Below are 23,977 nucleotides of genomic sequence, written 5' to 3' on the forward strand. Positions count from 1 at the left end.
TAAAAATATATTGATTTATCATCTAATTATCAATGTATTTGTTGGTTAAATTTTATTAGGATAATATCGAATAATACGTGATTCCGCTAATTTTTTATTTTTAAACCGATCATATAAATCAAAACAAATAGGTTGATTGCTATTTAGTCGGGGTAAATTTTGATCAAAAAGAAAATAACGAATATAGCCAGATTGATCCATCGAAATGGCAATACGTTCAAAGCTTTTACTATGTTTTGTTGAGTAAGAACGATATTGTTTAACCACCCCACATTCTTTGCTCAGAATCAGTTCTGAAGAAGGTTGAAGGCCTCTCGACAAAAATGGCATTGCAAATCCAGGCAATACACTTAAATAGGAGATCTTTTTTTGCTCAGAAATACTTCTATTTCTATCAATAAAATACATATGAACAATAATAGGTAAAAATAAAGAAAGTATTAAGCCCAGAATGAAGAAAAAATTGCTCATGATTTTAATATCTTTATTGTTATACGCATTAAAAATTGATTTTTAATGCGTATTTAATTTATTTTGAGTGTGAAATCTCATCAAATGTTAATGCTAAAAATATACTTGAATAGTCATATAAAAAACTCAGCCTTTTTGTGAAATGATACTCTAAAAAGACTGAATTCTTTTAAATAAGCTGTTCTTGCTGATATTCTTCTGAGCGTTGAAGGACTTCGTGAACATTGGATAATGCGTGTTCAATATCGCTTAATGATTTAGCATTACCACCACTCAAAGCCTGTCGCCATTTTCGTGCACCCGGAAGATTTTGAAATAAACCTAAAATATGTCGGGTGATAATTGAAAGAGGTGCACCCTCAACCAAACGTTGTTCGATATAGGGTAGCATTTGTTGCATGATCTCAAAACGATCAGGTGCTACTAAATTCCATATTTGGCCTATTTCAGCCAATAAATAAGGATTATGGTAGGCTTCGCGGCCAATCATCACGCCATCGACATATTGTAAATGGTGCTGTGTTTCTGCAAAAGTTTTGATACCGCCGTTAATTTCAATGGTTAAATGTGGACGTTCGCGTTTTAAACGGTACACGTCTTCATAGCGTAACGGAGGGACTTCACGGTTTTCTTTAGGCGATAAACCTTGCAAAATAGCGATGCGGGCATGCACGACAAAATGACTACAACCCGTGGCAGCGATTGTATCTACAAAATGCAGCATTTCTTCATAAGATTGCATTTCGTCAATACCGATACGATGTTTGACTGTCACTGGAATAGAAACAGTTTTTTGCATTTGGCCAATACATTCAGCAACGAGATCGGGTTCGGCCATTAGACAAGCGCCAATTTTATTGTTTTGAACACGGTCACTTGGACATCCGACATTCAGATTGACTTCATCATAGCCCCAGTCCTCCGCCATTTTTGTGCAGGTTGCCAGATCTTGAGGATTTGATCCACCGAGTTGTAAAACCAGTGGATGTTCTGGCGAATTAAAGTCCAAATGGCGTTTTGCATCCCCATGAATAATCGCCCCTGTAGTCACCATTTCAGTGTAGAGCACTACATTTGGATTAAATAGCCGAGCGAAGAAACGATAGTCTTTTGTAGTCCAATCCATCATCGGTGCAACCGAAATGCGTGGTGTTAACGATAAAATTGAAGACATGTCCGTACCCAAAGCATGCTAAAGCGAAAGTGTTGCAGTATACTTTTTTTTGGCAAATGACCCTAGCAAAAAATAAGCAGATTCCGTCTTGGTGTTATCTTCCCAAAATTTAAAATGACTATGAAGACAAAAATATTGAAACACATGTGAACTTCAAGCTAAGGTTAAGTTTGTGAAACATAATGACAATAATAGGAATAACTATGTTTGTATTTGAAGAAGTTTTTAAGGAAAAGCGGTCATCACTTTCTCCAGAGTTGGATTTGAGATTACAACGAGCTTTGAGTTGGGTTAAACAAGCCGGTCAAATCCTGCATGAACTAGAGGCAAAACTGCTCTATAACTGGATTGCCTTGAATACTCTATATATCCAGGATATCGAATTAAATTATTCACAGCAGTTACAGCAATTGTTTCTACTCTTGAACCGATTAGTCGATTTAGATCATGAGGGCAAAATTATGCGTACTCTTACTTCCAAACTAAACTCAGCCATGCAACCTTTTTTAGAAAGCCCTTATTTGTCTTATCATTTTTGGCAGTTTCAACATCAGAAACTTAATGAAGCCGAATGGCAACAATATCGATTACAAGAAAAAACTCAACTCAAAAATGCAATACAGCAATCCAGTGAGGCAGAAATTCTCAATTTCATTTTTTCACGGATTGCCATGTTGCAAACGCAGATGAATTCTGGAGGCATGATGAATCAAAGTCAGATTTTTCGCCAATTGATTGATTCTGCTTGCCAGATTTTGACTGCATTATTACCTGTTTTTATGCATATTATGCTGGAAAACGCCCAAGACTTTGATGGGCGTGTCCAGTTTTTTCCAATTGTTCAGTTTTCCTGAAATCAAACTTTTTGCTTTTTTTGAGAAAAATAGATGCGATCGATGAATGCAAACAATGCAGCAAAAATTGTAAGCCCTAATCCAGCGCTACAGGTCATGACCCACCCGCCATGTCGCCAGGCAAAGATACCAATGGCCGAACCACTAGCCGCCCCAGCAAAATATAAAGTCATATAAATGGCATTTAAGCGGGATTTAGCATCGGGGCGTAAATTAAAAATAATATTCTGATTGCTCGTATGAATCAGTGCTAGTCCCCAGTTAATAAGGCCGAACCCAATCACATAAAAAATAAGGGAGATTTTGGCAAAGAAAAAAGATGTCCAACTGATGACCAGTAATAAACAACCCGCCCAAGTCAGTGTAAGAGTGTAACCGCGATCGGCCAGTTTTCCTGCATAAGACGTTGATAATGCACCAAATACCCCAATCAGGCTGATAATGCCGATCATAAAGTCTTTTAAATTAAATGGCGGGGAAGATAATAAAAGAGCCATTGTAGAAAATAAGGTACTCATCGAAGCGAAAGCACAAGCACCAACCAAAGCACGTAGAATCAAACGTTTTTCTTCAATCAGCAAATAGCGCATAGAGTTGAAAATTTGCGCATAATTTAATTGAAAACGCATGACATAAGGTAATCTGCCTTTAAGTAAATAAGCGATGAAGAACATCAGTACTGCGCTGAGCAAATAAATTACTTTCCAGTGAAATAAATTTGATAACAACCCAGCTAAACTGGTTGAAAGCAAAATACCGACCAGTAAACCACTCATTAAGAAGCCAACGACTTCACCTATTTTTTCGGGTTTCACGGCCATCGTCGCCAAAGGAATAAGCACTTGTGCAGCCACTGAAAAAAGTCCTGCCATGATAGTTCCGACCCATAACATCTGGAGGTTAACTGCAAAACCACAGAGCAATAAACCGATACCAGCCAAAAACATTAAGAGTGGAATGAACTTGGTTTTATTAACGACATCGCCTAAAGGAACAATAAATAACAGACCAAGTGCATAAGAAACTTGGGCAAAGGTCACGGTAAGTGCCGCTTGAGCTTCTGGTATTGCAAAATCAGCCTGTATGGAATGAATTAATGGCTGACAATAATAATTCGCGCCGGCACACAGGCCACAGGCAATTGCCATCAACCATAGCAGGGCTTTATTTTGGCTGATGTCAGAGTTGTGTTGCATGTTTTGCTCTCTTATTAATTTAGATAGGCTGTTGCTTCAACTTCAAAAAGCATATTGGGTATTGCAAGCCGTGAAACCGGGATGAGTGTGCAAGCTGGAAATTTTTGGTCAGGCCAAAGTTGTCGCATGGTCTGAACCAAAATATGGTGTTTATCTTCATCATGATGAACGATAAGGACACGTAACATAGCAATATTTTGAAGCGTGGCATCTACACTGTCTAATGCTATTTTTAAATTATAAAATGCCTGCAAGACTTGTCTTGAAAAATCTTTTGATAAATTGCCTTGAAGGTTTTCACCACCCTGACCTGCAAGATGTATGATACGTCGAAAATGTTGCACTTCAACCACATGACTATATCCAAATGGCTGGGGATTATACAATTTTTCAGGATTTATAATGTTTAGATGCGATGTTTGCTGTGACATTCAGGATATTCTCAATACAAAATAAACATTATGCTAGTATCAAAGCTCAAGTTAACTTGAGGTCAAGAGTGTAATGCAAAAAAATCATATTAAGCAGCTGATTAGTATTGGGGAGCTGGCAACACGTAGTGGTGTTAGCGTTGCAACTTTACGTTTTTATGAAGAAAAGCAATTGATTTGGAGTATCCGAACCAATGGTAATCAGCGACGTTATTTGAGAGCAATGCTAAGACGTGTCGCGATTATTAAAATTGCACAAGTTGTTGGAATGCGTTTAGAAGAAATTAAACAAGCGTTTGCTGTACTACCTCAGGATCAAATTGCTTCTAAACAAGATTGGCAAAATATGTCTAAGCTCTGGAAAGCACAGCTTGATGACAAAATATTGACATTGTTGCAATTAAGGCAACAATTGGATTGGTGTATTGGTTGTGGTTGCCTTTCGATGCAACAATGTCCGCTGCGTAATCCCGATGATTATCTTGCCGAACAATCTTCAGGCGCCCATTTTCAGCCCATTTTGCTCGCATTAGAGCAGTTTGATCAAACAGAAATTTAATGTTTAAGTCTATTTTTGCTTAAGCTAATCATGAGTACCCCAATAATATTCAGGATACAACCTAACCATTGCCATGTGTTTAAGTGTTCACCTAAAAATGCAACTGCCAATAAAATCGTCAGGATAGGTCCAATTGAAGCAATCATGGCAGATTGAGAGGCGCCCAAACGTTGAATACTCTGCATTAATAATACAGTGGGTAAAACAGTGACAAAGAATCCAAGTCCCAATCCATACCACCATACATTGAGTGGTAATTGTTGTAAGAGTTGGAATGGTTGCGCCGTTTCTATAAAAAAATGCAGTAACGTTCCAGCACAGGCAACGCTAAGGGCAAGACCAGTGAAATTCCACGAACCAAATTTTTGAATTAATGGAGGTGTCATTAATAAATATGCAGCAAATGCTACAGCACTGGCAAAAACCAGACTGACGCCAAGCCAAAAACCGCCCTGAATTGGTGCAATATTGTACTCTTGTAACATCACCAAAACCGTCCCTCCATAACTCAAAAAAATGGCAAACCAACTTTTTGCATTTATTTTTTGACGATAAATCAAACTTGAAGCGAGAACGGTGAGAGTGGGATATAAAAATAAAATAATCCGCTCTAAGGACGCGCTGATATACATCAACCCTTTAAAATCTAGCCAACTGGCAAAGTAGTAGCCTAATAGCCCAGCTAAAACTAAAACCAGCCAATTTTTCTTGCTGATACCCTGATTATGATGCCGATTCAACCAGCAAATGATAAGGAAAAATGGTAACGCGCTTCCCATACGTAATGCCATTAGGACAGTTGCATCGACCAATGGTGAGAGTGCATACGTTTGTTTAATAAAGATTGCTTTGGTACTAAACAGAAATGCGGCACAGAGTGCAAATAAAGAACCGACCTGTGTTGCAGATAGAAAACGTTTCATTAAAAAGCCATGTTGGAGGGCATCGTTTGCCTCAAATTTAAGGCAAAACCGATGAATTATATATTGGTAAAAATTAAACGTGAATCATTAGTTCAAAATATAGGTATTTATTAAATAAATAATGGGTAGCATTTTCTAAAAGTTTGCTTAAAATCCAAAAATTCAACAAGAACACACTCTGGGGGAAACGTCGTTTACAACGATGTTTACACTTAAGGAACTTAGCTTGAGGAACGCTCATGCAGATCGGAATCCCAACTGAAACGGTCGCGGGTGAAAATCGTGTCGCCGCGACACCTGAGACAGTAAAAAAGTTGATTAGCGCTGGCCACAGCGTAGTCATTGAACGTGGAGCAGGGGTAAAAGCTGCCTATATCGACAGTGCCTATGAACAGGTTGGTGCGACCATCAAGGATGATGCCTATCAGGGCAGCCAATTGCTTTTGAAAGTTCGCGCACCACAAGGTGAGGAAATTCAAAAACTATCAGCCAATACAACTGTTGTGGCAATGTTTGACCCATATCGTAATCCAGATCTGGATAAGTTTGCGAGTCAAAACGTGTCTGCATTTGCGTTAGAGCTATTACCACGAACCTTGTCACGCGCACAAAATATGGATGTTTTATCCTCTCAGGCTAACTTGGCGGGGTATAAGTCTGTATTGTTAGCAGCGGCTGAATATCAACGTATGTTCCCTATGCTAATGACCGCGGCAGGTACAGTAAAGCCAGCACGTGTTGTGATTATGGGCGTAGGCGTTGCTGGGCTTCAAGCGATTGCAACTGCGAAACGCCTGGGTGCTGTAGTGGAAGCTACGGATTTGCGTCCGACTGCAAAAGATCAGGTTGAGTCTTTGGGCGGTAAATGGTTAGACGTCCCAATGTCACCAGAAGAACAAGCTCGTGCTGATGAAGCCGCTAAAAATGGTTATGGCTGGATGCCGGGCGAACAATACATCAAGGATCAAGCTGCCATTGTTGATAAAGCTGTATCCAATGCGGATATCGTGATTACCACTGCTTTATTGCCTGGTCGTGATGCACCACGTCTAATTAAAGCTGAAACAGTTGCCAAAATGAAACCAGGTTCAGTCATTCTGGATATGGCAGTTGAAACTGGCGGAAATGTTGAAGGCTCTAAAGTAGGTGAAACGGTATTCACTGAAAATGGCGTGAAAATTTTGGGGGTTCCAAATATCCCATCGACACTTTCGACAGAAGCTTCTGCCCTTTATGCGCGTAATGTCTTTAATTTTGTTGAGACATTATTTGATGCCGATAAGAATTTCTCAGTTAATCCAGAAGAAGAAATTCAAAAAGCCCTGTTGGTCACTCATGGCGGTCAAGTACTGCTCAAACGTGGTTAAGGAGATCTCTCATGGTTGAAACGATTACAATTTTCGTCCTTGCCATCTTCGTAGGTTATTACGTGGTTTGGGGCGTTACGCCTGCATTGCATACGCCATTAATGGCAGTAACCAATGCATTATCTTCGATCATTATTGTAGGTGCGATGATTCAGACCGTAGGTCTGCCAATGATCGGGGTCGAAGGTAATGTGGATTTTCAAACAATTAATGTCGTGAGTGTACTTGGCACGATTGCAGTGTTCTTGGCCAGTATTAATATTTTTGGTGGTTTCGCAGTGACTGCGCGCATGCTGGAAATGTTTAAGCCAAAGCAAAAGAAATAAGGGGACTGAAACATGGAATTTATTCGAGCGAATGCAGAGTGGTTCTACCTCGTTGGTGCTGTCCTGTTTATTATGACGCTTCGTGGCTTATCTGGCCCTAAAACTGCTATTTCGGGTAACCGTTATGGCATGATTGGTATGGCGATTGCAGTTTTAACTACCTTCTTTGTTGCAGATCATCCTGTGGTTTGGATGATCGTGGGTGCAATGGTGCTGGGAGCGATTGTCGGAATTGTACGTGCACGTACCGTACCTATGACTCAAATGCCTGAAACAGTTGCTTTGATGCACTCTTTGGTTGGTTTGGCTGCGGTATTGATTGCGATTGCTGCGATTTTGCACAATAACCAATTGAATGTGCTATTTGAACAAAACGAAACGGCTTTGACTGCTGCGGGTGTTCAACATGCACATATGAGTCCAGTGCATTTATTTGAATTGTTTGTAGGTTGCTTTGTAGGTGCGATTACCTTTACAGCATCTGTTTTTGCTTACGGTAAATTAGCCGCAAAAAAATGGGCAAAAACTATATCCGGCGCATGGGTTAAACCGGTTCAGGCAATCATCTTCCTTGCGATGTTGGCTTGTGGTTTCTACTTCTTCTCGACTGGCAACATGACTGCATTCTGGGCGATGACTATTCTTGCGCTTGCTTTCGGCTGGGTGTGGATTGCACCTGTTGGCGGTGGCGATATGCCAGTTGTGGTTTCATTGCTTAACTCATTCTCAGGATGGGCTGCTGCCGGTATTGGTTTTACTCTTGAAAATAACATGTTGATTGTTGCAGGTTCATTGGTAGGTTCATCCGGTGCAATTCTGTCTTACATTATGTGTAAAGCCATGAACCGTAACATCATCAATGTTTTATTTGGTGGGGCGATGGGTGGCACTGCTGTTGCGAGTGCGGCTAAAGGTGAGCAAGTTCAGCGGAACTACCGTTCAGGTTCGGCGGATGACGCAGGCTTCCTGATGTCAAATGCAGACAGTGTGGTGATTGTACCTGGTTATGGTATGGCTCAAGGCCGTGCGCAAAATGCCGTGAAAGAATTGTGTGAAATCCTAAAAGAACAAGGCGTAAAAGTCCGTTTTGCGATTCACCCCGTTGCTGGTCGTATGCCGGGTCACATGAACGTACTCTTGGCAGAAGCTGACGTTGCTTATGAAGATATTCTGGAAATGGATGAAATTAACTCTGATTTCCCGGCGACTGACGTGGTTTTAGTTATCGGTGCGAATGACGTAGTGAACCCTGCGGCAAAAGATGACCCAAGTTCTCCAATTTACGGTATGCCAATCTTGGAAGCCCATAAAGCACGCACGATTATGGTGATCAAGCGTTCTATGGCAACTGGTTATGCAGGTTTGGATAATGACTTGTTCTATAATGAAAAAACCATGATGGTATTTGGTGATGCCAAAAAAGTTGTGGAAGATATGACCAAAGCCATTAATGGTAGTGGTCACTGATTTATCTTGATTTAAAAGAACCGCCTTCGGGTGGTTTTTTTATAGGTATAAAAAAGCACCCCGAAAGGTGCTTTTCTTATCTTACTTTTTAGACTGCCGCAGCGTCCGTTACTGGAATTTTTCCAATTTTGGCTTGCCAGATTTTTGGAGCAATCGCATGAATCGAAGTACCATTTACATCGACAGCGACTGAAACAGGCATATCTTCGACTACAAATTTATAAATCGCTTCCATTCCCAAATCTGCAAATGCAACGACCTCAGCTTCACGAACCGCTTTAGAAACAAGATAAGCTGCACCACCTACTGCCATGAGATACGTTGCTTTGTTATGTTTAATCGCTTCAATAGCAGTTGGGCCACGATCCGCTTTACCAATCATGCCAAATAAGCCTGTATGTTCAAGCACCTTACGTGTAAATTTGTCCATACGTGTTGCTGTTGTTGGGCCTGCAGGACCAACCACTTCATCCCCCACTGGATCAACTGGTCCAACGTAATAGATAAATTTACCTTTAAGATCAACAGGTAATTCTTCACCATTGTCGATCATATCCACCATACGTTTGTGCGCCGCATCACGACCTGTATACATGGTGCCACTGAGCAATAGAGTATCGCCAGGTTGCCATGAATTCATTTCTTCTTGAGTAATCGTATCTAAATTTACGCGTTTAGATTTAGATGCATCCCAAGTCACAGCAGGATAATCTTCAAGTTTTGGGGCTTGAATATGAGCAACACCAGAACCGTCAAGCTGGAAATGTGCATGACGAGTTGCGGCACAGTTTGGAATCATGCCCACAGGTTTGCCTGCTGCATGACAAGGATAATCCTTGATTTTAATATCCAATACCGTGGTTAAACCACCTAGACCTTGCGCGCCAATTCCGAGCGCGTTGACTTTTTCAAAGATCTCTATACGAAGTTCTTCCATCTTGCTTTGAGGGCCACGACGGAGTAATTCGTCCATGTTGATTTCTTCCATCAATGCCTCTTTTGCAAGCATCATGGCTTTCTCGGCAGTACCACCGATACCAATACCGAGCATGCCTGGTGGACACCAGCCTGCACCCATTGTTGGAACTGTTTTAAGTACCCAGTCAACAATTGAGTCAGATGGGTTTAACATGGCTAGTTTTGATTTATTTTCAGAGCCGCCACCTTTGGCTGCCACTGTAATATCAACTTTATTACCCGGAACAAGTTTATAGTGAATGACAGCAGGCGTGTTGTCTTTGGTGTTTTTACGACCAAACGCAGGATCGGCTAAAACAGAAGCGCGTAGTACGTTTGAGTTTTCTAAATAACCCTGACGAACACCTTCGTTAATGGCATCATCTAAGTTCATGCTTAAATCAAATTTAACGTCTAATCCCACTTCAAGGAAAACGTTGACGATCCCTGTATCCTGACAGATCGGGCGATGACCTTCTGCACACATACGTGAGTTAATCAAAATTTGTGCAATTGCATCTTTAGCAGCTTGGTTTTCTTCACGATCATAAGCGCGACTCATCGCTTGAATAAAGTCTTGCGGGTGATAGTAAGAAATGAATTGAAGGGCATCCTTGACCGAAGTGATCAAGTCATCTTGTTTGATAATAGTGGTCATATCAAAAATCTCTTGAGCGGGCAGTTAGCTAGCGGCAGAGATTATATGACAAAATGGACTTGCTGTGGGCGGTTTTGCTGAGATTTTGGTCGAAGGTCTAAGCTATTTAAAATAGATCTATCAAGCCTTTAATAACATTGGGAATATAAGGAAAATAAATGAATCAGTCACATTTGGCTCAAAATATTATCCAGATTTATCAAAAATATGGGCGTGACTGGACTCAGCTTCGGGGCGAATACCTCTATGAAAAAGTCTGGCTGGATCGTTTTTTGGAGTTATTGCCCGTGTCTGCAGCAGTGTTGGATTTAGGCTGCGGTTCTGGTAAACCCATTGCTGCATATCTTATAGAAAATAGTTGCCAAGTGACTGGAGTGGACCGTTCAGAGGTCATGCTAGAAATGGCGCAGCAAAGCTTTCCTGAACAGACATGGATCAATGCAGATATTCGTTATTTTGATTCCGAGCAAAAGTTTGATGGTATTTTGGCGTGGGATAGTTTTTTTCATCTAACTCCAGAAGATCAACATCACATGTTTACAAGATTTTCAGTACATTCCAAGTCTGGGACAGCATTAATGTTCACTAGCGGGCCGAGTCACGGTGAAGCGATTGGAGAGATGTTTGGTGAACCCTTGTACCATGCCAGTTTAGATGTTGCAGAATATCAAGCATTGTTGAAACAATATGGATTTGAGGTGGTGAAAATGATCGTCGAAGACTTTGAATGTACAGGCCATACAATATGGCTCTCACAGAAAATGCGACCTTAATTGAAGCTATACAAAACTATGGCGTGATCTCAACAAAGCGGTTTTAAAAAACGAGTAAATTGACACAAAGATTAGTCAAGAAGAAAGAATGTGACTCAAGATATTAAGCGGAAAACGATTGGGACGTATAAAAAATTAAAGATTGAAATTGTCACTTGGGATGGGGTAACAGCAGAAGTAGATTTATCTTGTGGTTGCCTATTTCATCATGAAATAAATGGTATGACCATGCAAGGCGGTCTAGCTGATTTGGATCACGCCCTTGATGGAAATATCCATACCATTCGTGACAAGAATCTATTTGATGCAACTCGTTTTGATCATCTTTTATTAAATCAATCGCAGACTTCTATTTATGCACCTCAAGTATTGCTCATAGGCATGGGTGATCCCGAAGAATGGACACTTGAACATACTGTCAAAGCCGTACAAATTGCCTATAAAGTAGGAAATTCACTCGGCGTAAGTCGTGTGGCCTTTGCACCGAGTTTACTGGATACAGGATTGAAACCTGAAGGGGATTTGGGCGGACATTTATTGCAAGCGGTGATTCAAGCCCATCATGCATATATACAAATGGAACAACTGGGATTGGTAAAAAAAGCGACTATACAAAACTGGATTTTTGACGCTGGAGATCATCAATTTGATGAAAAAGCTGAACATTATATTCAGGCATTTCAACAGCTCATTTTGAATCATGAAAAATAAAAAGGTGATTTATGACTATAACCCAAACATTAAAGTTACGAGAGTTAGCGATTGTTGACGAAAATGATCAAACCCGAATTCAATTGACGGTAAAAAGTAATGTTCCGTCTATCGGGTTTTTAAATGAACGTGGTGAAGTATCAATACAAGTAACACTTGGTGAAGAGGGTTATCCCTCTATTCAACTACTTCCTATTTCAGACCAATTACTTAATGTAAAACTTGAGATGGATTCTAAAGGCGCTCATTTGAAATTTGATCATGAGCAAGGTTCTTCATGCTATGTATTTTTAAATAATGTTGGAACGTCTGGAATGGTGATGCTGGATGCAAAAAAACAACGCCGATTTACCGCTTCTGTTACTGCCCAAGGTGATTTACATCTTGAGCCTTAAGTCTCTATGCTTAAATCAACCCTCTAAGCGTTAACTTAAAGGGTTGATTTTAATTTTAGCAATATTAATGGCTTTGTTGTTCTGCCTGAATTGCAGTAAGTGCAATTGTAAACACAATATCATCGACCAATGCACCACGTGACAAATCATTCACTGGTTTGTTTAGGCCTTGTAACATAGGACCAACACTGACCACATTTGCCGAACGTTGAACTGCTTTATAAGTGGTATTGCCTGTATTTAAATCCGGGAAAATAAATACATTGGCCCGACCCGCGACGGGTGAGTCTGGTGCCTTTTGGCGGCCAACACTTTCGACTGATGCCGCATCATATTGCAATGGTCCATCAATCAATAAATCTGGACGACGCTGTTTGGCGATTTGAGTTGCTTCGGCTACTTTTTCAACATCTGCGCCTGTGCCTGATGTGCCAGTTGAGTAACTGATCATTGCAATACGTGGTTCGATACCAAAAGCTTTGGCAGAATCAGCTGATTGAATCGCAATTTCAGCCAGTTGCTGTGCATCTGGATCTGGGTTAATCGCACAATCTCCATACACATAAACTTCATCAGGTAACAACATAAAGAAAATAGAGGAAACCAGTGAATATTCAGGCGCCGTTTTAATTAACTGAAATGCTGGGCGTACGGTATTGGCAGTCGTGTGAATTGCACCTGAAACCAAACCATCGACTTGATCCAATGCCAACATCATGGTGCCTAAAACAACCGTGTCCTGAAGTTGTTCTTTGGCTTGTAACTCATTGAGTTTACCTTTACGCAATTCCACCATAGGGGCGACATATTGATCGCGGATGGTATCTGGATCAATAATTTCTAGGTCATCAGGAAGTTCAATTCCACGTGCTTTAGCGACATCCATTACAGCATCTGGTTTGGCTAAGAGAATACAATGTGCAAGTCCACGTGACTGACAAATAGCCGCCGCTTGTACAGTACGTGGTTCATCGCCTTCAGGTAAGACAATGCGCTTTTTAGCAGCAACTGATTTTTGTACCAATTCATGACGAAAGGCAGAAGGCGATAAGCGCGGACGAACATTTCCGTTCACTTGCACTTTGAGCCATTCGGTGTCAATGTGACTAGAGACGAAACGCGTGACCTGTTCTGCGCGTTCGGTATCATCTACAGGAATTTCATTACCAAAATCAGCCAGACGTTGTGCTGTTTCCAGTGTATTGAGTTGGGTGTGTAAAATAGGCAAGCCACGTTTGATGGCATGTTGGCAAAAATCCAGAATTTGCGTTTGTGGAGCTGAGCGTTCAGTAAGCACCAAACCCGCTAGTGGAATACCATTACTGGTTGCCAAACTACTGGCAAGTAAAACATCAGTTCTCTCTGAGGCACTGATAATTAATTCGCCCGCCACAAATTTATTAAGCTCGTATTCGATACTAGATGCAATTAAACTGGAATGTAAAATACGTCGCTGTTTGGCCTCACCTAAATGAACCCATTCACCATCTATGACAGAAGAAATATCTAGTGTACGTGGTACACTTAAGGTATTACTAAAAGGAACCATACCAATAATTGGTAATTCTTTAGTACCTAAATGACGATTAAACTTTTGTAGTTCAAGACTAAATTTTTCAATTTCAGCACTTAAGCGCAATGTGGGATCAATGGTGAGAGGAATTTGTGCTGTTTCTTCAGGCAAGCCACGAGTACGCATGAATAGTACGCCAGCGGTCCGATTTGAACTTACGCCACCAAACTGACGCAAATGTGCTTCAACCTTTTCAGCGGTTTTACGTGGGTTTTGAATGTCTGCGGTGCTGACCAAAATCACTTTGGCATCAAGTGCCTGTGCAAGAGATGCATTAAGTTCACTGGCAAAATGATCTTGTCCGTTGGGCAATAATCCTTCAACAATAATCACATCCTGCTGTGCTGCAATGGTACGATGCAAGCTGACTGCTTCTTCAAGTAAGTCATCCATTTCACCTGCGGAGATGTATTGCAGTAACTTTTCATGTGAAATGGATTGAACTGTATTGCGTTGAAATAGATGATGAAAAAGCGAAGTGGTACGGTCAACCTGATTTGGATTTTCCTGAGAAAATGGTTTTAAGAATCCCGCTTTAATTCCATTGCAATCTAATGCATAAACCATGCCAAGACAGGCTGAGGTTAAACCGACGCCCTCAGCTGTTGGAATCATTAAAATTGTATTCATAATGACCTTAAATAAAAAATTATATTTTTAACAATTGTTCAGTTTTTTTCGAGAATTAACTCAATCTCAATAAATCCTAGATTAGCCAATAACGGCATCAAGCTTTTTTGCCTGCTGCACCACTTGTTCAGTTTCTTTGGCAATACGACCTTCTTCATCTGTAGGAATTACCCAGATTTGTGGACCTTGGCCCGCATCAATACGACCTTCAGTACCGCGTTGAAGTGTATTGTTTTGATCTTTATCAAGGCTGAAACCAAAGTGAGGCAAGTACGCCATGGTTTTTTCACGGATGTAAGCCGAATTTTCACCAATGCCCCCTGTAAAAATCAGGCCATGAATTTGAGGCAAACCACAGCTTAATCCAGCCAGAGACTTCGCTAAACGGTAGCTAAATACTTCGATTGCAAGTGCTGCGTCTTCATTGCCATTTTCAGATGCTTCAATCAGTGTGCGCATATCATTGGAAAGATTGTCAGACAGACCTAGTAAGCCACTTTCTTTATTCAGCATTTTATCAATCTTGTCGATATCCCAACCTAAGTTATTGGCGATAAAACTGTGGATACTAGGGTCTACATCACCGCTACGGGTTCCCATGACGATACCTTCAAGTGGGGTTAATCCCATTGAGGTGTCGATACTTTCACCATTCCATACAGCACAGGTCGAGCTACCATTACCTAAATGTGCTGTTAACCAACCCCCTTGTTGAAACTGACCCGCCAGTTCACTTGCACGGTCTGAGACATAAGCATGGCTGGTGCCATGAAAACCATAACGGCGTATATTGTGTTCGGTATAAAAGAACTTTGGTAACGCATAGCGATAAGCATGTTCTGGCATTGTTTGGTGAAATGCAGTATCGAATACAGCCACTTGTGGTAATTCAGGGAACAAGCGTATGGTGGCATCAATCCCAATTAAATGTGCAGGATTATGCAAAGGTGCCAGTGGTGTTGCTGAGACAATACGCTCAATAATTTCTGGAGTAAGTAATTCAGCTTTAGTTAATGTGCCGCCATGTACTACGCGATGTCCAATGGCCTGCGGCTTATAGTTGGCTAAACGTGCCAGAAGTGTTTCCAATGCTTTTTCATGGTCTGCATAGGGAATAAACAGTTCAAGTGGTTCACCACCCACCGTAATACCTTTAATGCGAGCTTCTGCTGTACCCAGATTTTCAGCCAAACCGTAAATACGATTTTCACGGCGATCTGAAACCAAGGCATATTTGATAGAGGAAGAACCACAGTTAATAACTAAAACGGATGTAGACACGGTGTTGTACCCAAAGTATTGTAAATTGTATTCCCTAATACATTGATTTTCAGGGCCGATTTTATCAGTCTGATCATCAATGTGACATGTTGTAACATGCGTCGTTTTTCTGTCCAAGCTAGACTTTAGCCGATTAGACTTAAGCACTATCGAACAATACTTAATTTATCGTTAGCATTCATGAGTTAAAACCAACGAATTTCCAACCTAATTTTATTTTTTCCAAACTCAATATAGCGTGAAGCATTTTGCTTTTATAGCGTGGGTGTGTTGCAATTTATTTAATTTGATATTTCATTTCTGACCAGCGTACGATCACATAGGCAATCAAAGAGACCATGAAAAAAACCAGCATCATCCATGCCAGACCTTGTAGGGTTTCAATGATGGTACGATAAATTTCCAGAAACCAGCGTTCATGGGTTAATGGCAGTACAATATTCTTTTCATCTTTGCCAGTATATGTCAGTGGCGTAATATATTTTTCCATATCATAAATTCGGATACCCGAAGATACGCCCACTACCATTCCAGCAAATTTGGTATAACGTGCCCAAGCGGTATAAATGGGATCATGAATAATTCGGGCCAATATACTGTTAATAGAATTGGAAAAAATTTTCATCACCAATAAAGACACGATGATTGCCAGAACAAATGTGGAAATAATGAGATAAAAAAACATAAATTTACCTGTTTGTTGTTTTTACTATTAGAGTTTTATTATACATATTCAAATAAAAGGGTTTTGCCGCTTTTGCTACAAAACCCTCAGCATATCTTAGCATTTAGTGATTTATTGGCGGATTTGCCCGTCACCAAATACGATCCATTTTTGAGAAGTTAAGCCTTCTAAGCCCACAGGGCCACGTGCATGGATTTTATCGGTGGAGATACCAATTTCTGCACCCAGACCATATTCAAAACCATCGGCAAAACGGGTAGATGCATTGATCATGACTGAGCTGGAGTCCACTTCTGCCAGAAATTTACGAACTAGAGAATAATTTTCAGTAATAATCGCATCTGTATGGTGTGACCCATATTTATTGATGTGTTCAATCGCTTCATCAATCCCTGAAACCACTTTAATGGCAAGAATGGGGGCTAAATATTCCGTATACCAGTCTTCTTCTGTCGCTACTTTCACATTTTCACCGAGTATACGGCGTGTCTCTGCGCAGCCACGCAGCTCCACATGTTTTTCTGCATAGAGTTCTGCAATGCGTGGTAAAAATTCCTCGGCAATGTTTTCATCGACCAATAGCGTTTCCATCGCGTTACAAACACCATAACGGTGAGTTTTAGCATTTAGAGCAATTGGCAGTGCTTTATGTAAATCTGCTTCTGCTTCAACAAAAACGTGACAATTTCCGTCAAGATGTTTGATTACAGGAATACGTGCTTCATGGGTAATCCGTTCAATCAAGCCTTTGCCACCCCGTGGAATAATCACATCCACATATTCAGTCATGGTAATTAATTGACCAACTGCGGCACGATCAGATGTTGCAATCACTTGAACCGCATGTTCAGATAAGCCTGCTTTTTTTAGCCCATGTTGAATTGCTTCTGCAATTGCCTTATTTGATTCAAGCGCTTCTGAGCCACCACGTAAAATAATAGCATTACCAGATTTCAGTGCCAGAGATGCTGCTTCAAGTGTCACATTGGGACGTGATTCATAAATCATTCCGACCACACCCAAAGGAACTCGCATTTTACCAAGTTGAATACCAGTTGGGCGGTAAGACATATCGGTAATTTCACCAATAGGATCCTTGAGGGCAATTACATCTTTTAAGCCTTGTAACATACCTTTAAAGCGCGCGGGGGTAAGTTCTAAACGATCAAGTAGGGCACAATCCAAGTTGTTTTCATGCGCTTTTTGCATGTCGATCACATTGGCCGCTAAAATTTGCGGTTGACGATCTTCAAGTGCTGTAAAAATGGCGGAAAGCGCATTGTTTTTGACTAGGGTTGATGCACTGGCAAGCAGACGTGAAGCCTGACGCGCATGTTGACCCACTGTTTGCATATATTGTTCAATTGAATCGTGCATAGCAGTCTTTGATCGTTTAAAAATCTATGAGAGTATTATGCATAGTAACAGGCTATGGCTAGATTGGTATAGTCATCATCAGGCTGGAACTTTGAGCAAATTAATTATTTTATAAAAAAATGTGACATGTTTACTGTGCTCATTCATATTTTGAAACTTGAAAAAATCACGAAACTAGATGAGCGGTTATGAAACGGGTTGCTTAAAAAAGTCACATCTGTATAGAATGAAACAATAAGGCTATTGACGTTATACAAAAATATTGAGTAAGGATACATAGCCGTTGTGTCGCATGGAACGGAGCTTGCATAGATAAAAAACAACGCAGGCAGGAGGCAGGAAATGAATTCCATTATCCAGATGGACGCGGATCTTCACCAAGCAGGTTCACCTTTTGGTTTCTTTGATCTTTATCATAAAGATATTTTTAAACAATCTGCTCGCGAAACGTGGATTGATGGATGGAAAGTTGAGTACATGGCCATGGCTGATGTACGCACAATTCATCAAACGCCCATTGTGATTGTGGGTGGTGCTTTTCAAAATTTTAATTCTTATAAATACTGTGTAGAGCAACTTTTTGCTTGTGGGCCCGTCATTTTAATTGATTTACCTTCGATGGGAGCTAATCAACAAATCACTAATCGTGATACGGCTGTTTCTGCGGGAACACTTGAGCTGTCAGACTTATCTAGAATGTTGGGTGAGTGGCTGGATATTGTGGGGATTTCCAAAGTCTCTATGATGGGAATGTCACTTGGCTCAGTTGTCGCCTCTTCATTTGCTCATCAGCGACCTGAACTGGTTGATCGTATGGTGCTGATGGGAGTCATGCAAAAGACGCGTAAAAGCTGGCGTATGATTCTGGAAGAGTCACTTAAGTTGATGCAAGAAGATCGGATGGAGGAATTTGGTCAAGCGGTGATTTTATATTTGGTGAATCATGCCAAAATGGATAAAACCCGTATGTCACCGACAGCCAGACGTTTGTTTTTCCGCCAAATGGCTGAATTTACCAAAACTGAACGTTTGCGTTATGAGATCAATTGTAATCGTCTATTGCGTTTAAAAGATGTACCAATTCCACAATGCAAAACTTTAGTGGCTGCAGGTCAGTACGATAGTTTTACTTTGCCTTTTGAAAATGCCAATTTTGCTTTGCAATGTCCTGATATGCAGTTCGCGTTGATTGCCAATGCCGACCACGTACCCCAACTGCAACGCCGTAAAGAAACCATGCACTTGTTTGCAACGTATTTAAATGGTGAGTCCATTCACGCTTTGGATGGGATTATTCCAATGACACGTGAACAAATAAAAAATATGGATCGTCGTGGAGAAGAGCGTATAGAGGTTATGCAGCCACATACTCAACTGACGCATCGTTACTTGTCAGAACAGTTTAATGTGACAATTAGCGACTTAAGCTTCTTTGGGGTATTACTACAACTTGATCAGCCAAGTGAAGCCCAACGTGTTGAAGGTTATCCACGAGACTTGGCTTTACATTTAGAAGATGAAGAGGGTGTATTTAGTATCGAATGTCTGATTTTTCAGGTTGATACATCAGGAGTGAGAGCGATCTTTAAGCATGGCAGTTTTGCTGTCGCTGATCGTTTGCTGCGCTATGTTGCGCGGCAAAAAGAACATCAACTTCAGTACGCTGAGGTGGTGTAACGCGAATAGGGGTATCTAAGAAGCCATATCTTGCCGCGTTATTTTGGGGATAAAAAACAGCGTTTTTGACGCTGTTTTTTATTGGAAAGATGGAGGGTAAAACAGCATTTTTAATGCTGATTTTTATTGCTGGCATGAATTGTCCAGACTAAATCGCCTAAATGCTCATCAGCATGAGGTTGGTGGGTGCTTTCAGAGTCAAAATAACTTTTTGGCTGTGTCACTTCTACATCATTGAAGCCATTATCTGCAAAGAATTTCTCTACATCCGCTGGTGTGGTAAAGTGAAAGCTAAAAGCGCTACGTGACATCCATTTTAGAAGTTTACTGCTACTCCAGATAATATTTGCCAGTTTATTTTTGACAGGTTCAGGGTATAAGTCCGTGAGATAATGGAGTTCTTGAAACTGATTCCCATATTGAGCAATTGATTGTACTAATTGAGCTAGTAAAGGTTTCTCAAAATAATTAATCAGTCCTTCACTAATCACTACCAAAGGAAAGGAGGGATTAAATAAATCAAAGGCCTGTTTAAATTCTTCGGTAAATAAATCAACGGATAGCATTTCGGGTGCATTGGTTTCGATTTGTTGCAATGCAGCCTGCTTGGTTTGAGCCATATCCGGTAAGTCTAGCTCACGATAGATAATCTTAGGGTAATGTTGTCTAAACCACCAGCCTCGTGGTGAAAGACCACTGGCAATTTCTAATACCTGTAACTGAGGGTGTTGTTCAATTAGCGTTTTGAGCTGATCATCCAGTAAAGTATGCCGCTGTTTCAGAGTGCTGCGCATACTGCCACCAACATATTTTTCTGCCCAACTTTCCAGCGGATGGACAAGCGCGGCTAAAGACTTTCCTTTCTTTGTCGCAAATGCTTGATGGGAGATCCCCATTTGATACCAGATATAACCTGTGTAGTGGGCTGTAAAAGAGATATGTCGATGTTTTGAAAGGGGTTGGGTCATATTCCTGAGCCTATTATTTTATTTATCATCCATGTTTGATTTTAGACATCATGAATATACCCGTATAGTCATGATGTAAAAGTGACTTTATTATAACCTTCAATACTTTAAAAGCTATCTTTGAATTTCTCAATCTGCATTTTATGAGACTGCCAGATAGATCCTAACGAAAGTTGACTTCCTATTTCTAACTCAGGAATCTTACCTCGCATACGCTCTAAGCGTTCCTGATTTGGTAAAGCCAGATGTTTAATTGCATCTAGGGCTATACAAGCCGATGAACGGTCATTACATACTAGACCCATATCACAGCCTGCTGAGAGCGCAGCCTGTAAACGTGCATCTGCTCCTCCAGCAACACAGGCCGCTTGCATGCTCAGGTCATCAGAGAACAATACCCCATCAAAATCTAATTGCTTACGCAAGATTTCTTGAATCCAGAATGGAGAAAAACCTGCTGGGTTCGGGTCAACCTGTTCATAAATTACATGCGCAGGCATCAATGCGTCCAGTTGCGGCATCAACTGGATAAAGGTTTGCATATCTTTTTGATAAATATCATCATAACTACGTGAATCAACAGCCGCGGCAACATGAGAATCCGCTTGTACTGAACCGTGACCAGGGAAGTGCTTGCCTGTAGTTGCCATACCAGCGTGTTGCATCCCTTTCATAAATGCAGCTGCTAATGGCACGATATCCTGTGAATTTTTGGCAAAACCACGATCACCGATTACATCACTGATATCATTAATGTCTAAAACAGGAGCAAAACTAAAATCAATGCCTACTGCTAAAACTTCGGTTGCCATTAACCAACCGCATTGTTGTGCTAGTTGGATCGCTTGTTCTGGCTGATGTTGATATAACTCACCAAAACGTCCCATGGCTGGTAATAAAGTAAATCCTGTTCTTAAGCGCTGTACACGACCACCTTCTTGATCGACTGCAACCAAAATATCGGGACGGATTTGACGCATGTGATCTGTTAATGCACGCACTTGCTGTGGCGATTCAATATTTCTTGCAAATAAAATCATGCCACCGACTTGCGGAGCGCGTAAGAGTTCAATATCTTCTTGTGTAAGTTCTGTGCCAGCAATGTCTAGCATCAAAGCGCCGATCATAAAGGTTGCTCGTCTAATTTCTGGATAAAACAATAGCTGAATTTTGCAATGATTTGCTACATTCTGCCAGCATAGAATATGATAAAACTACACGACATACACAAATTAAGTTGGGTAACATGTTGAATCTGTGACATTCGGGGTCGATGGCACAGCATGTAATATTGGAAAATCCAAGGAAGTATTAAAAATTTATGAAACTTCAAATGATAGCTTGTGCAGTTGCAGTCGCGACTGGTGGATTGTTCTTCACACATGCGATAAACGAAGCAATTGCGGCAACTGATACTGCACCTGCGGCCATCTCTCAAACCATTCAACCGACTCAGGAACAAGCGCTAGTGTCTCGCCAGTTAGCGACCTTAGTAGACCGTCAGCATTATTTAAATATGCGTTTGGATGCTAATACGTCCAATCGTATTTTAGATATGTATCTGGACAGTCTAGATCCTGATCATTCCTTATTTCTGGCTTCAGAAGTTCAAGATTACAAAACAAAATATGGTTCAACGTTCGGTGCCGCGCTTAAAGCGGGTAATTTGACGGGGCCTTATGCAATTCATGATCAATATCGTAAACGTTTACGTGCTTTCTATGAGTACATGTTGTCTGAATTGAAAAAACCACAAAACTTGCATCAGCCTAATGTCTTTATTGACACAGATCGTGAAAAAGCAGCGTATTTTAAAAATACGGCTGAACAGCAGGATTACTGGCGTAAAATGTTGGTGTCGCAGTTAATTAACCTCACCATTAGTAAAGAAGAAGATCTGGCTAAACAAAAAGCCTTGAAAGACAACCCAGAGTTGGCAAATGGTCAGGATTTAACGAGTCCCGAAGATTTAACGCCTGTTCAAACCCTCACAAAACGTTATACCCGTCAACTTGAGCGCATTAGTCGTGTCAAGAGTGACGATGTGCTGGACAAAACGTTGAATGCCATGATGGCAACTTACGATCCACACAGTAATTACTACCCTCCGATTGATGCAATGGAGTTAAATCGTCAAACCACTTTACAGTTAGAGGGGATTGGCGTTTCGATTCGTCCTGAACGTGGAAATGAAGACTACATTAAAATCGAAACCATCGTAGAAGGTGGCCCAGCGAGTAAATCGGGGCAGGTTAAATCTGGTGATCGCATTATTGGGGTTGCTCAAGATGGCGATAAAATGGTCGATGTGATTGGCTGGTCAAGTGCTGAAATTGTCGGGTTAATTCGTGGTAAGCGTGGCACGAAGGTTACCATTAAGTTGCTAGGGCCGGGCGCATCCATGAGTCAGGCGCGTACCGTCAGTCTGGTACGTGATGTGATTCAGGAAGAAGATGCCGGCGTGCGTTCACGTACTATTGACATTATGCGTGATGGTAAAAAACATACATTTGGTGTGATTGAAATCCCGTCATTTTATTTAAACTATCGTGCGCGCCGTGCGGGAACGGAGTATCGTTCGGTTTCTGAAGATACCAATAATGCCTTGAAGTCACTTTCTGCTAAAAATGTTGATGGTATTCTTATTGACTTGCGTAACAACCCAGGTGGTTCACTTGAAGAAGTGGCACGTATGTTGGGGCAAGTGATTAAATCAGGGCCAGTGGTACAAATTCGTGACGGTAATGGCAATGTGAGCGTATTTGAAGATAATGATGGCGGCGCTCAGACTTATGCGGGTCCACTCGCAATTTTGGTGAATCTAGCTTCTGCTTCTGCCAGTGAAATCTACTCAGCCGCGATTCAGGATTATGAACGTGGTATTGTGATTGGTAGTACCACGACGGGCAAGGGAACGGCGCAGGTTCAATTAGATACACTGGCTCATGGTCAGGCAACATTGACCCAACGTAAATTCTATCGTATTACTGGTGGAAGTACCCAAAATAAAGGGGTGATTCCAGACATTAAACTGGTCGATATTTATGATGAAGAGTTTGGCGAACGTAAGGCTAAAAATGCGTTGAAATGGGATACTATTCCAACTGCACCATTTAAGCGTGAAGGTTCGATTCAGCCTTATGTTGAAAAGTTGTCTCAGGAATCAAAAGTTCGCGTTGCGGTCGATCCACAATTCAAATATCTTGAAGCACGCCGTGCCATTGCTGATGAAACCAAAGATCAAAAGCGTATCGTCTTAGATATTGATCAACGTAAGGCAGAAATTTTAAGACTGGAAAAACAAACATTAGATGCTGAAAATCAGCGCCGTGCAGCAACAGGCCTAAAACCATTTAGTAATTGGGAAAGTTATCAGGCTTCTTTAGATGCATTGAGCGAATCTCGTGCCAAAATGAAGATTAATGCGCGTCCGCCTTTGCCTGAGGAAGAAACCTTTGTAAATGAAGCGGCAAATGTATTGCTGGATTATGCCAAATTGCAAAATCATCCATAATGCTTAAGCA

General features: G+C 41.0%; 22 protein-coding genes. 10 read left to right on the top strand and 12 right to left on the bottom strand.

The genetic code is table 11. The annotated features are described in order from the left end of the window. Positions 1-45: 45 nt before the first annotated feature. Positions 46-471 carry a hypothetical protein gene (locus IAE20_RS13695; protein ID WP_200482568.1) on the bottom strand — a complete coding sequence of 142 codons (426 nt, stop codon included), beginning with the start codon at positions 469-471 and terminating at the stop codon, positions 46-48. A gap of 169 nt (positions 472-640) precedes the next feature. Further along, positions 641-1,645, bottom strand: coding sequence for a tRNA dihydrouridine(20/20a) synthase DusA (gene dusA / locus IAE20_RS13700; RefSeq protein ID WP_200482567.1), 1,005 nt, complete (start codon positions 1,643-1,645; stop codon positions 641-643). Positions 1,646-1,848: 203 nt separating this feature from the next. Here dusA and IAE20_RS13705 point away from each other — a divergent pair, with 203 nt between their 5' ends. Next, the gene (locus IAE20_RS13705) at positions 1,849-2,499 is read left to right on the top strand and encodes a hypothetical protein (RefSeq protein WP_200482566.1); all 651 of its coding nucleotides are present in this window, start codon (positions 1,849-1,851) and stop codon (positions 2,497-2,499) included. Between the two features lie 2 nt (positions 2,500-2,501). Here IAE20_RS13705 and IAE20_RS13710 read toward each other — a convergent pair whose 3' ends face one another. After that, on the bottom strand, positions 2,502-3,695 hold the full coding sequence (locus IAE20_RS13710; protein WP_200482565.1) for an MFS transporter: 1,194 nt from the start codon (positions 3,693-3,695) through the stop codon (positions 2,502-2,504). A gap of 14 nt (positions 3,696-3,709) precedes the next feature. Continuing rightward, complete coding sequence (locus tag IAE20_RS13715) at positions 3,710-4,126, bottom strand: RidA family protein (RefSeq protein WP_200482564.1); 417 nt, start codon at positions 4,124-4,126, stop codon at positions 3,710-3,712. A gap of 73 nt (positions 4,127-4,199) precedes the next feature. On the opposite strand from IAE20_RS13715, the gene soxR reads away from it, so the two are divergent. Then, on the top strand, positions 4,200-4,685 hold the full coding sequence (gene soxR, locus IAE20_RS13720; RefSeq protein ID WP_200482563.1) for a redox-sensitive transcriptional activator SoxR: 486 nt from the start codon (positions 4,200-4,202) through the stop codon (positions 4,683-4,685). On the opposite strand, the gene IAE20_RS13725 is transcribed toward soxR, so the two are convergent. Continuing rightward, positions 4,682-5,608 (bottom strand): DMT family transporter, encoded by a 927-nt coding sequence (locus IAE20_RS13725; protein WP_200460631.1) that lies wholly within the window; start codon positions 5,606-5,608, stop codon positions 4,682-4,684. The genes soxR and IAE20_RS13725 overlap by 4 nt on opposite strands. A gap of 239 nt (positions 5,609-5,847) precedes the next feature. On the opposite strand from IAE20_RS13725, the gene IAE20_RS13730 reads away from it, so the two are divergent. The 3 genes from IAE20_RS13730 to IAE20_RS13740 are packed head-to-tail and all read left to right on the top strand — an operon-like array spanning position 5,848 to position 8,768. After that, positions 5,848-6,975, top strand: coding sequence for a Re/Si-specific NAD(P)(+) transhydrogenase subunit alpha (locus tag IAE20_RS13730; protein WP_200482562.1), 1,128 nt, complete (start codon positions 5,848-5,850; stop codon positions 6,973-6,975). An 11-nt stretch (positions 6,976-6,986) separates the two neighbouring features. Continuing rightward, entirely contained in the window at positions 6,987-7,301 is a 315-nt protein-coding gene (locus IAE20_RS13735) for a proton-translocating transhydrogenase family protein (protein ID WP_200460629.1), read from the top strand. A 12-nt stretch (positions 7,302-7,313) separates the two neighbouring features. Beyond that, the gene (locus tag IAE20_RS13740) at positions 7,314-8,768 is read left to right on the top strand and encodes an NAD(P)(+) transhydrogenase (Re/Si-specific) subunit beta (RefSeq protein WP_200460628.1); all 1,455 of its coding nucleotides are present in this window, start codon (positions 7,314-7,316) and stop codon (positions 8,766-8,768) included. Positions 8,769-8,856: 88 nt separating this feature from the next. Here IAE20_RS13740 and IAE20_RS13745 read toward each other — a convergent pair whose 3' ends face one another. After that, the gene (locus IAE20_RS13745) at positions 8,857-10,383 is read right to left on the bottom strand and encodes a fumarate hydratase (protein ID WP_200482561.1); all 1,527 of its coding nucleotides are present in this window, start codon (positions 10,381-10,383) and stop codon (positions 8,857-8,859) included. A gap of 158 nt (positions 10,384-10,541) precedes the next feature. Here IAE20_RS13745 and IAE20_RS13750 point away from each other — a divergent pair, with 158 nt between their 5' ends. From IAE20_RS13750 to IAE20_RS13760, 3 genes are all read left to right on the top strand, one after another. Then, positions 10,542-11,156 (top strand): class I SAM-dependent methyltransferase, encoded by a 615-nt coding sequence (locus tag IAE20_RS13750; RefSeq protein WP_200482560.1) that lies wholly within the window; start codon positions 10,542-10,544, stop codon positions 11,154-11,156. Positions 11,157-11,246: 90 nt separating this feature from the next. Then, on the top strand, positions 11,247-11,867 hold the full coding sequence (locus IAE20_RS13755; protein ID WP_200482559.1) for a M17 family peptidase N-terminal domain-containing protein: 621 nt from the start codon (positions 11,247-11,249) through the stop codon (positions 11,865-11,867). Positions 11,868-11,878: 11 nt separating this feature from the next. Beyond that, on the top strand, positions 11,879-12,262 hold the full coding sequence (locus IAE20_RS13760) for a hypothetical protein (protein WP_200482558.1): 384 nt from the start codon (positions 11,879-11,881) through the stop codon (positions 12,260-12,262). 64 nt (positions 12,263-12,326) lie between these two features. Here IAE20_RS13760 and pta read toward each other — a convergent pair whose 3' ends face one another. From pta to IAE20_RS13780, 4 genes are all read right to left on the bottom strand, one after another. Then, on the bottom strand, positions 12,327-14,465 hold the full coding sequence (gene pta, locus IAE20_RS13765; protein ID WP_200482557.1) for a phosphate acetyltransferase: 2,139 nt from the start codon (positions 14,463-14,465) through the stop codon (positions 12,327-12,329). Between the two features lie 81 nt (positions 14,466-14,546). Continuing rightward, positions 14,547-15,746: an acetate/propionate family kinase gene (locus IAE20_RS13770; RefSeq protein WP_200482556.1), complete on the bottom strand. Its 1,200-nt coding sequence runs from the start codon at positions 15,744-15,746 to the stop codon at positions 14,547-14,549. Between the two features lie 277 nt (positions 15,747-16,023). Continuing rightward, entirely contained in the window at positions 16,024-16,431 is a 408-nt protein-coding gene (locus IAE20_RS13775; protein ID WP_200460621.1) for a hypothetical protein, read from the bottom strand. Between the two features lie 111 nt (positions 16,432-16,542). Beyond that, positions 16,543-17,808: a glutamate-5-semialdehyde dehydrogenase gene (locus IAE20_RS13780; protein ID WP_200482555.1), complete on the bottom strand. Its 1,266-nt coding sequence runs from the start codon at positions 17,806-17,808 to the stop codon at positions 16,543-16,545. A gap of 342 nt (positions 17,809-18,150) precedes the next feature. Here IAE20_RS13780 and IAE20_RS13785 point away from each other — a divergent pair, with 342 nt between their 5' ends. Then, entirely contained in the window at positions 18,151-19,485 is a 1,335-nt protein-coding gene (locus IAE20_RS13785) for an alpha/beta fold hydrolase (protein ID WP_200482554.1), read from the top strand. A 110-nt stretch (positions 19,486-19,595) separates the two neighbouring features. Here the strand turns inward: IAE20_RS13785 and IAE20_RS13790 are convergent, their stop codons facing one another. Next, complete coding sequence (locus IAE20_RS13790; RefSeq protein ID WP_200460618.1) at positions 19,596-20,453, bottom strand: class I SAM-dependent methyltransferase; 858 nt, start codon at positions 20,451-20,453, stop codon at positions 19,596-19,598. A 107-nt stretch (positions 20,454-20,560) separates the two neighbouring features. After that, on the bottom strand, positions 20,561-21,580 hold the full coding sequence (gene nagZ, locus IAE20_RS13795) for a beta-N-acetylhexosaminidase (RefSeq protein ID WP_200460617.1): 1,020 nt from the start codon (positions 21,578-21,580) through the stop codon (positions 20,561-20,563). A 194-nt stretch (positions 21,581-21,774) separates the two neighbouring features. Between nagZ and IAE20_RS13800 the strand changes: the two genes are divergently transcribed. Further along, positions 21,775-23,967: a carboxy terminal-processing peptidase gene (locus IAE20_RS13800; RefSeq protein WP_200460616.1), complete on the top strand. Its 2,193-nt coding sequence runs from the start codon at positions 21,775-21,777 to the stop codon at positions 23,965-23,967. The last annotated feature ends 10 nt before the right edge of the window (positions 23,968-23,977 follow it).

The sequence above is a fragment of the Acinetobacter sp. S54 genome (assembly GCF_016624945.1).
In the GTDB taxonomy this organism is placed as follows: Bacteria; Pseudomonadota; Gammaproteobacteria; order Pseudomonadales; family Moraxellaceae; genus Acinetobacter.

What these genes read in the sequence shown, in the direction of transcription:
- IAE20_RS13695 (WP_200482568.1), bottom strand. Translation starts at nt 471, where the DNA reads ATGAGCAATTTTTTCTTCATTCTGGGCTTAATACTTTCTTTATTTTTA.
- dusA (WP_200482567.1), bottom strand. Translation starts at nt 1,645, where the DNA reads ATGTCTTCAATTTTATCGTTAACACCACGCATTTCGGTTGCACCGATG.
- IAE20_RS13705 (WP_200482566.1), top strand. Translation starts at nt 1,849, where the DNA reads ATGTTTGTATTTGAAGAAGTTTTTAAGGAAAAGCGGTCATCACTTTCT.
- IAE20_RS13710 (WP_200482565.1), bottom strand. Translation starts at nt 3,695, where the DNA reads ATGCAACACAACTCTGACATCAGCCAAAATAAAGCCCTGCTATGGTTG.
- IAE20_RS13715 (WP_200482564.1), bottom strand. Translation starts at nt 4,126, where the DNA reads ATGTCACAGCAAACATCGCATCTAAACATTATAAATCCTGAAAAATTG.
- soxR (WP_200482563.1), top strand. Translation starts at nt 4,200, where the DNA reads ATGCAAAAAAATCATATTAAGCAGCTGATTAGTATTGGGGAGCTGGCA.
- IAE20_RS13725 (WP_200460631.1), bottom strand. Translation starts at nt 5,608, where the DNA reads ATGAAACGTTTTCTATCTGCAACACAGGTCGGTTCTTTATTTGCACTC.
- IAE20_RS13730 (WP_200482562.1), top strand. Translation starts at nt 5,848, where the DNA reads ATGCAGATCGGAATCCCAACTGAAACGGTCGCGGGTGAAAATCGTGTC.
- IAE20_RS13735 (WP_200460629.1), top strand. Translation starts at nt 6,987, where the DNA reads ATGGTTGAAACGATTACAATTTTCGTCCTTGCCATCTTCGTAGGTTAT.
- IAE20_RS13740 (WP_200460628.1), top strand. Translation starts at nt 7,314, where the DNA reads ATGGAATTTATTCGAGCGAATGCAGAGTGGTTCTACCTCGTTGGTGCT.
- IAE20_RS13745 (WP_200482561.1), bottom strand. Translation starts at nt 10,383, where the DNA reads ATGACCACTATTATCAAACAAGATGACTTGATCACTTCGGTCAAGGAT.
- IAE20_RS13750 (WP_200482560.1), top strand. Translation starts at nt 10,542, where the DNA reads ATGAATCAGTCACATTTGGCTCAAAATATTATCCAGATTTATCAAAAA.
- IAE20_RS13760 (WP_200482558.1), top strand. Translation starts at nt 11,879, where the DNA reads ATGACTATAACCCAAACATTAAAGTTACGAGAGTTAGCGATTGTTGAC.
- pta (WP_200482557.1), bottom strand. Translation starts at nt 14,465, where the DNA reads ATGAATACAATTTTAATGATTCCAACAGCTGAGGGCGTCGGTTTAACC.
- IAE20_RS13775 (WP_200460621.1), bottom strand. Translation starts at nt 16,431, where the DNA reads ATGTTTTTTTATCTCATTATTTCCACATTTGTTCTGGCAATCATCGTG.
- IAE20_RS13780 (WP_200482555.1), bottom strand. Translation starts at nt 17,808, where the DNA reads ATGCACGATTCAATTGAACAATATATGCAAACAGTGGGTCAACATGCG.
- IAE20_RS13785 (WP_200482554.1), top strand. Translation starts at nt 18,151, where the DNA reads ATGAATTCCATTATCCAGATGGACGCGGATCTTCACCAAGCAGGTTCA.
- IAE20_RS13790 (WP_200460618.1), bottom strand. Translation starts at nt 20,453, where the DNA reads ATGACCCAACCCCTTTCAAAACATCGACATATCTCTTTTACAGCCCAC.
- nagZ (WP_200460617.1), bottom strand. Translation starts at nt 21,580, where the DNA reads ATGATCGGCGCTTTGATGCTAGACATTGCTGGCACAGAACTTACACAA.
- IAE20_RS13800 (WP_200460616.1), top strand. Translation starts at nt 21,775, where the DNA reads ATGAAACTTCAAATGATAGCTTGTGCAGTTGCAGTCGCGACTGGTGGA.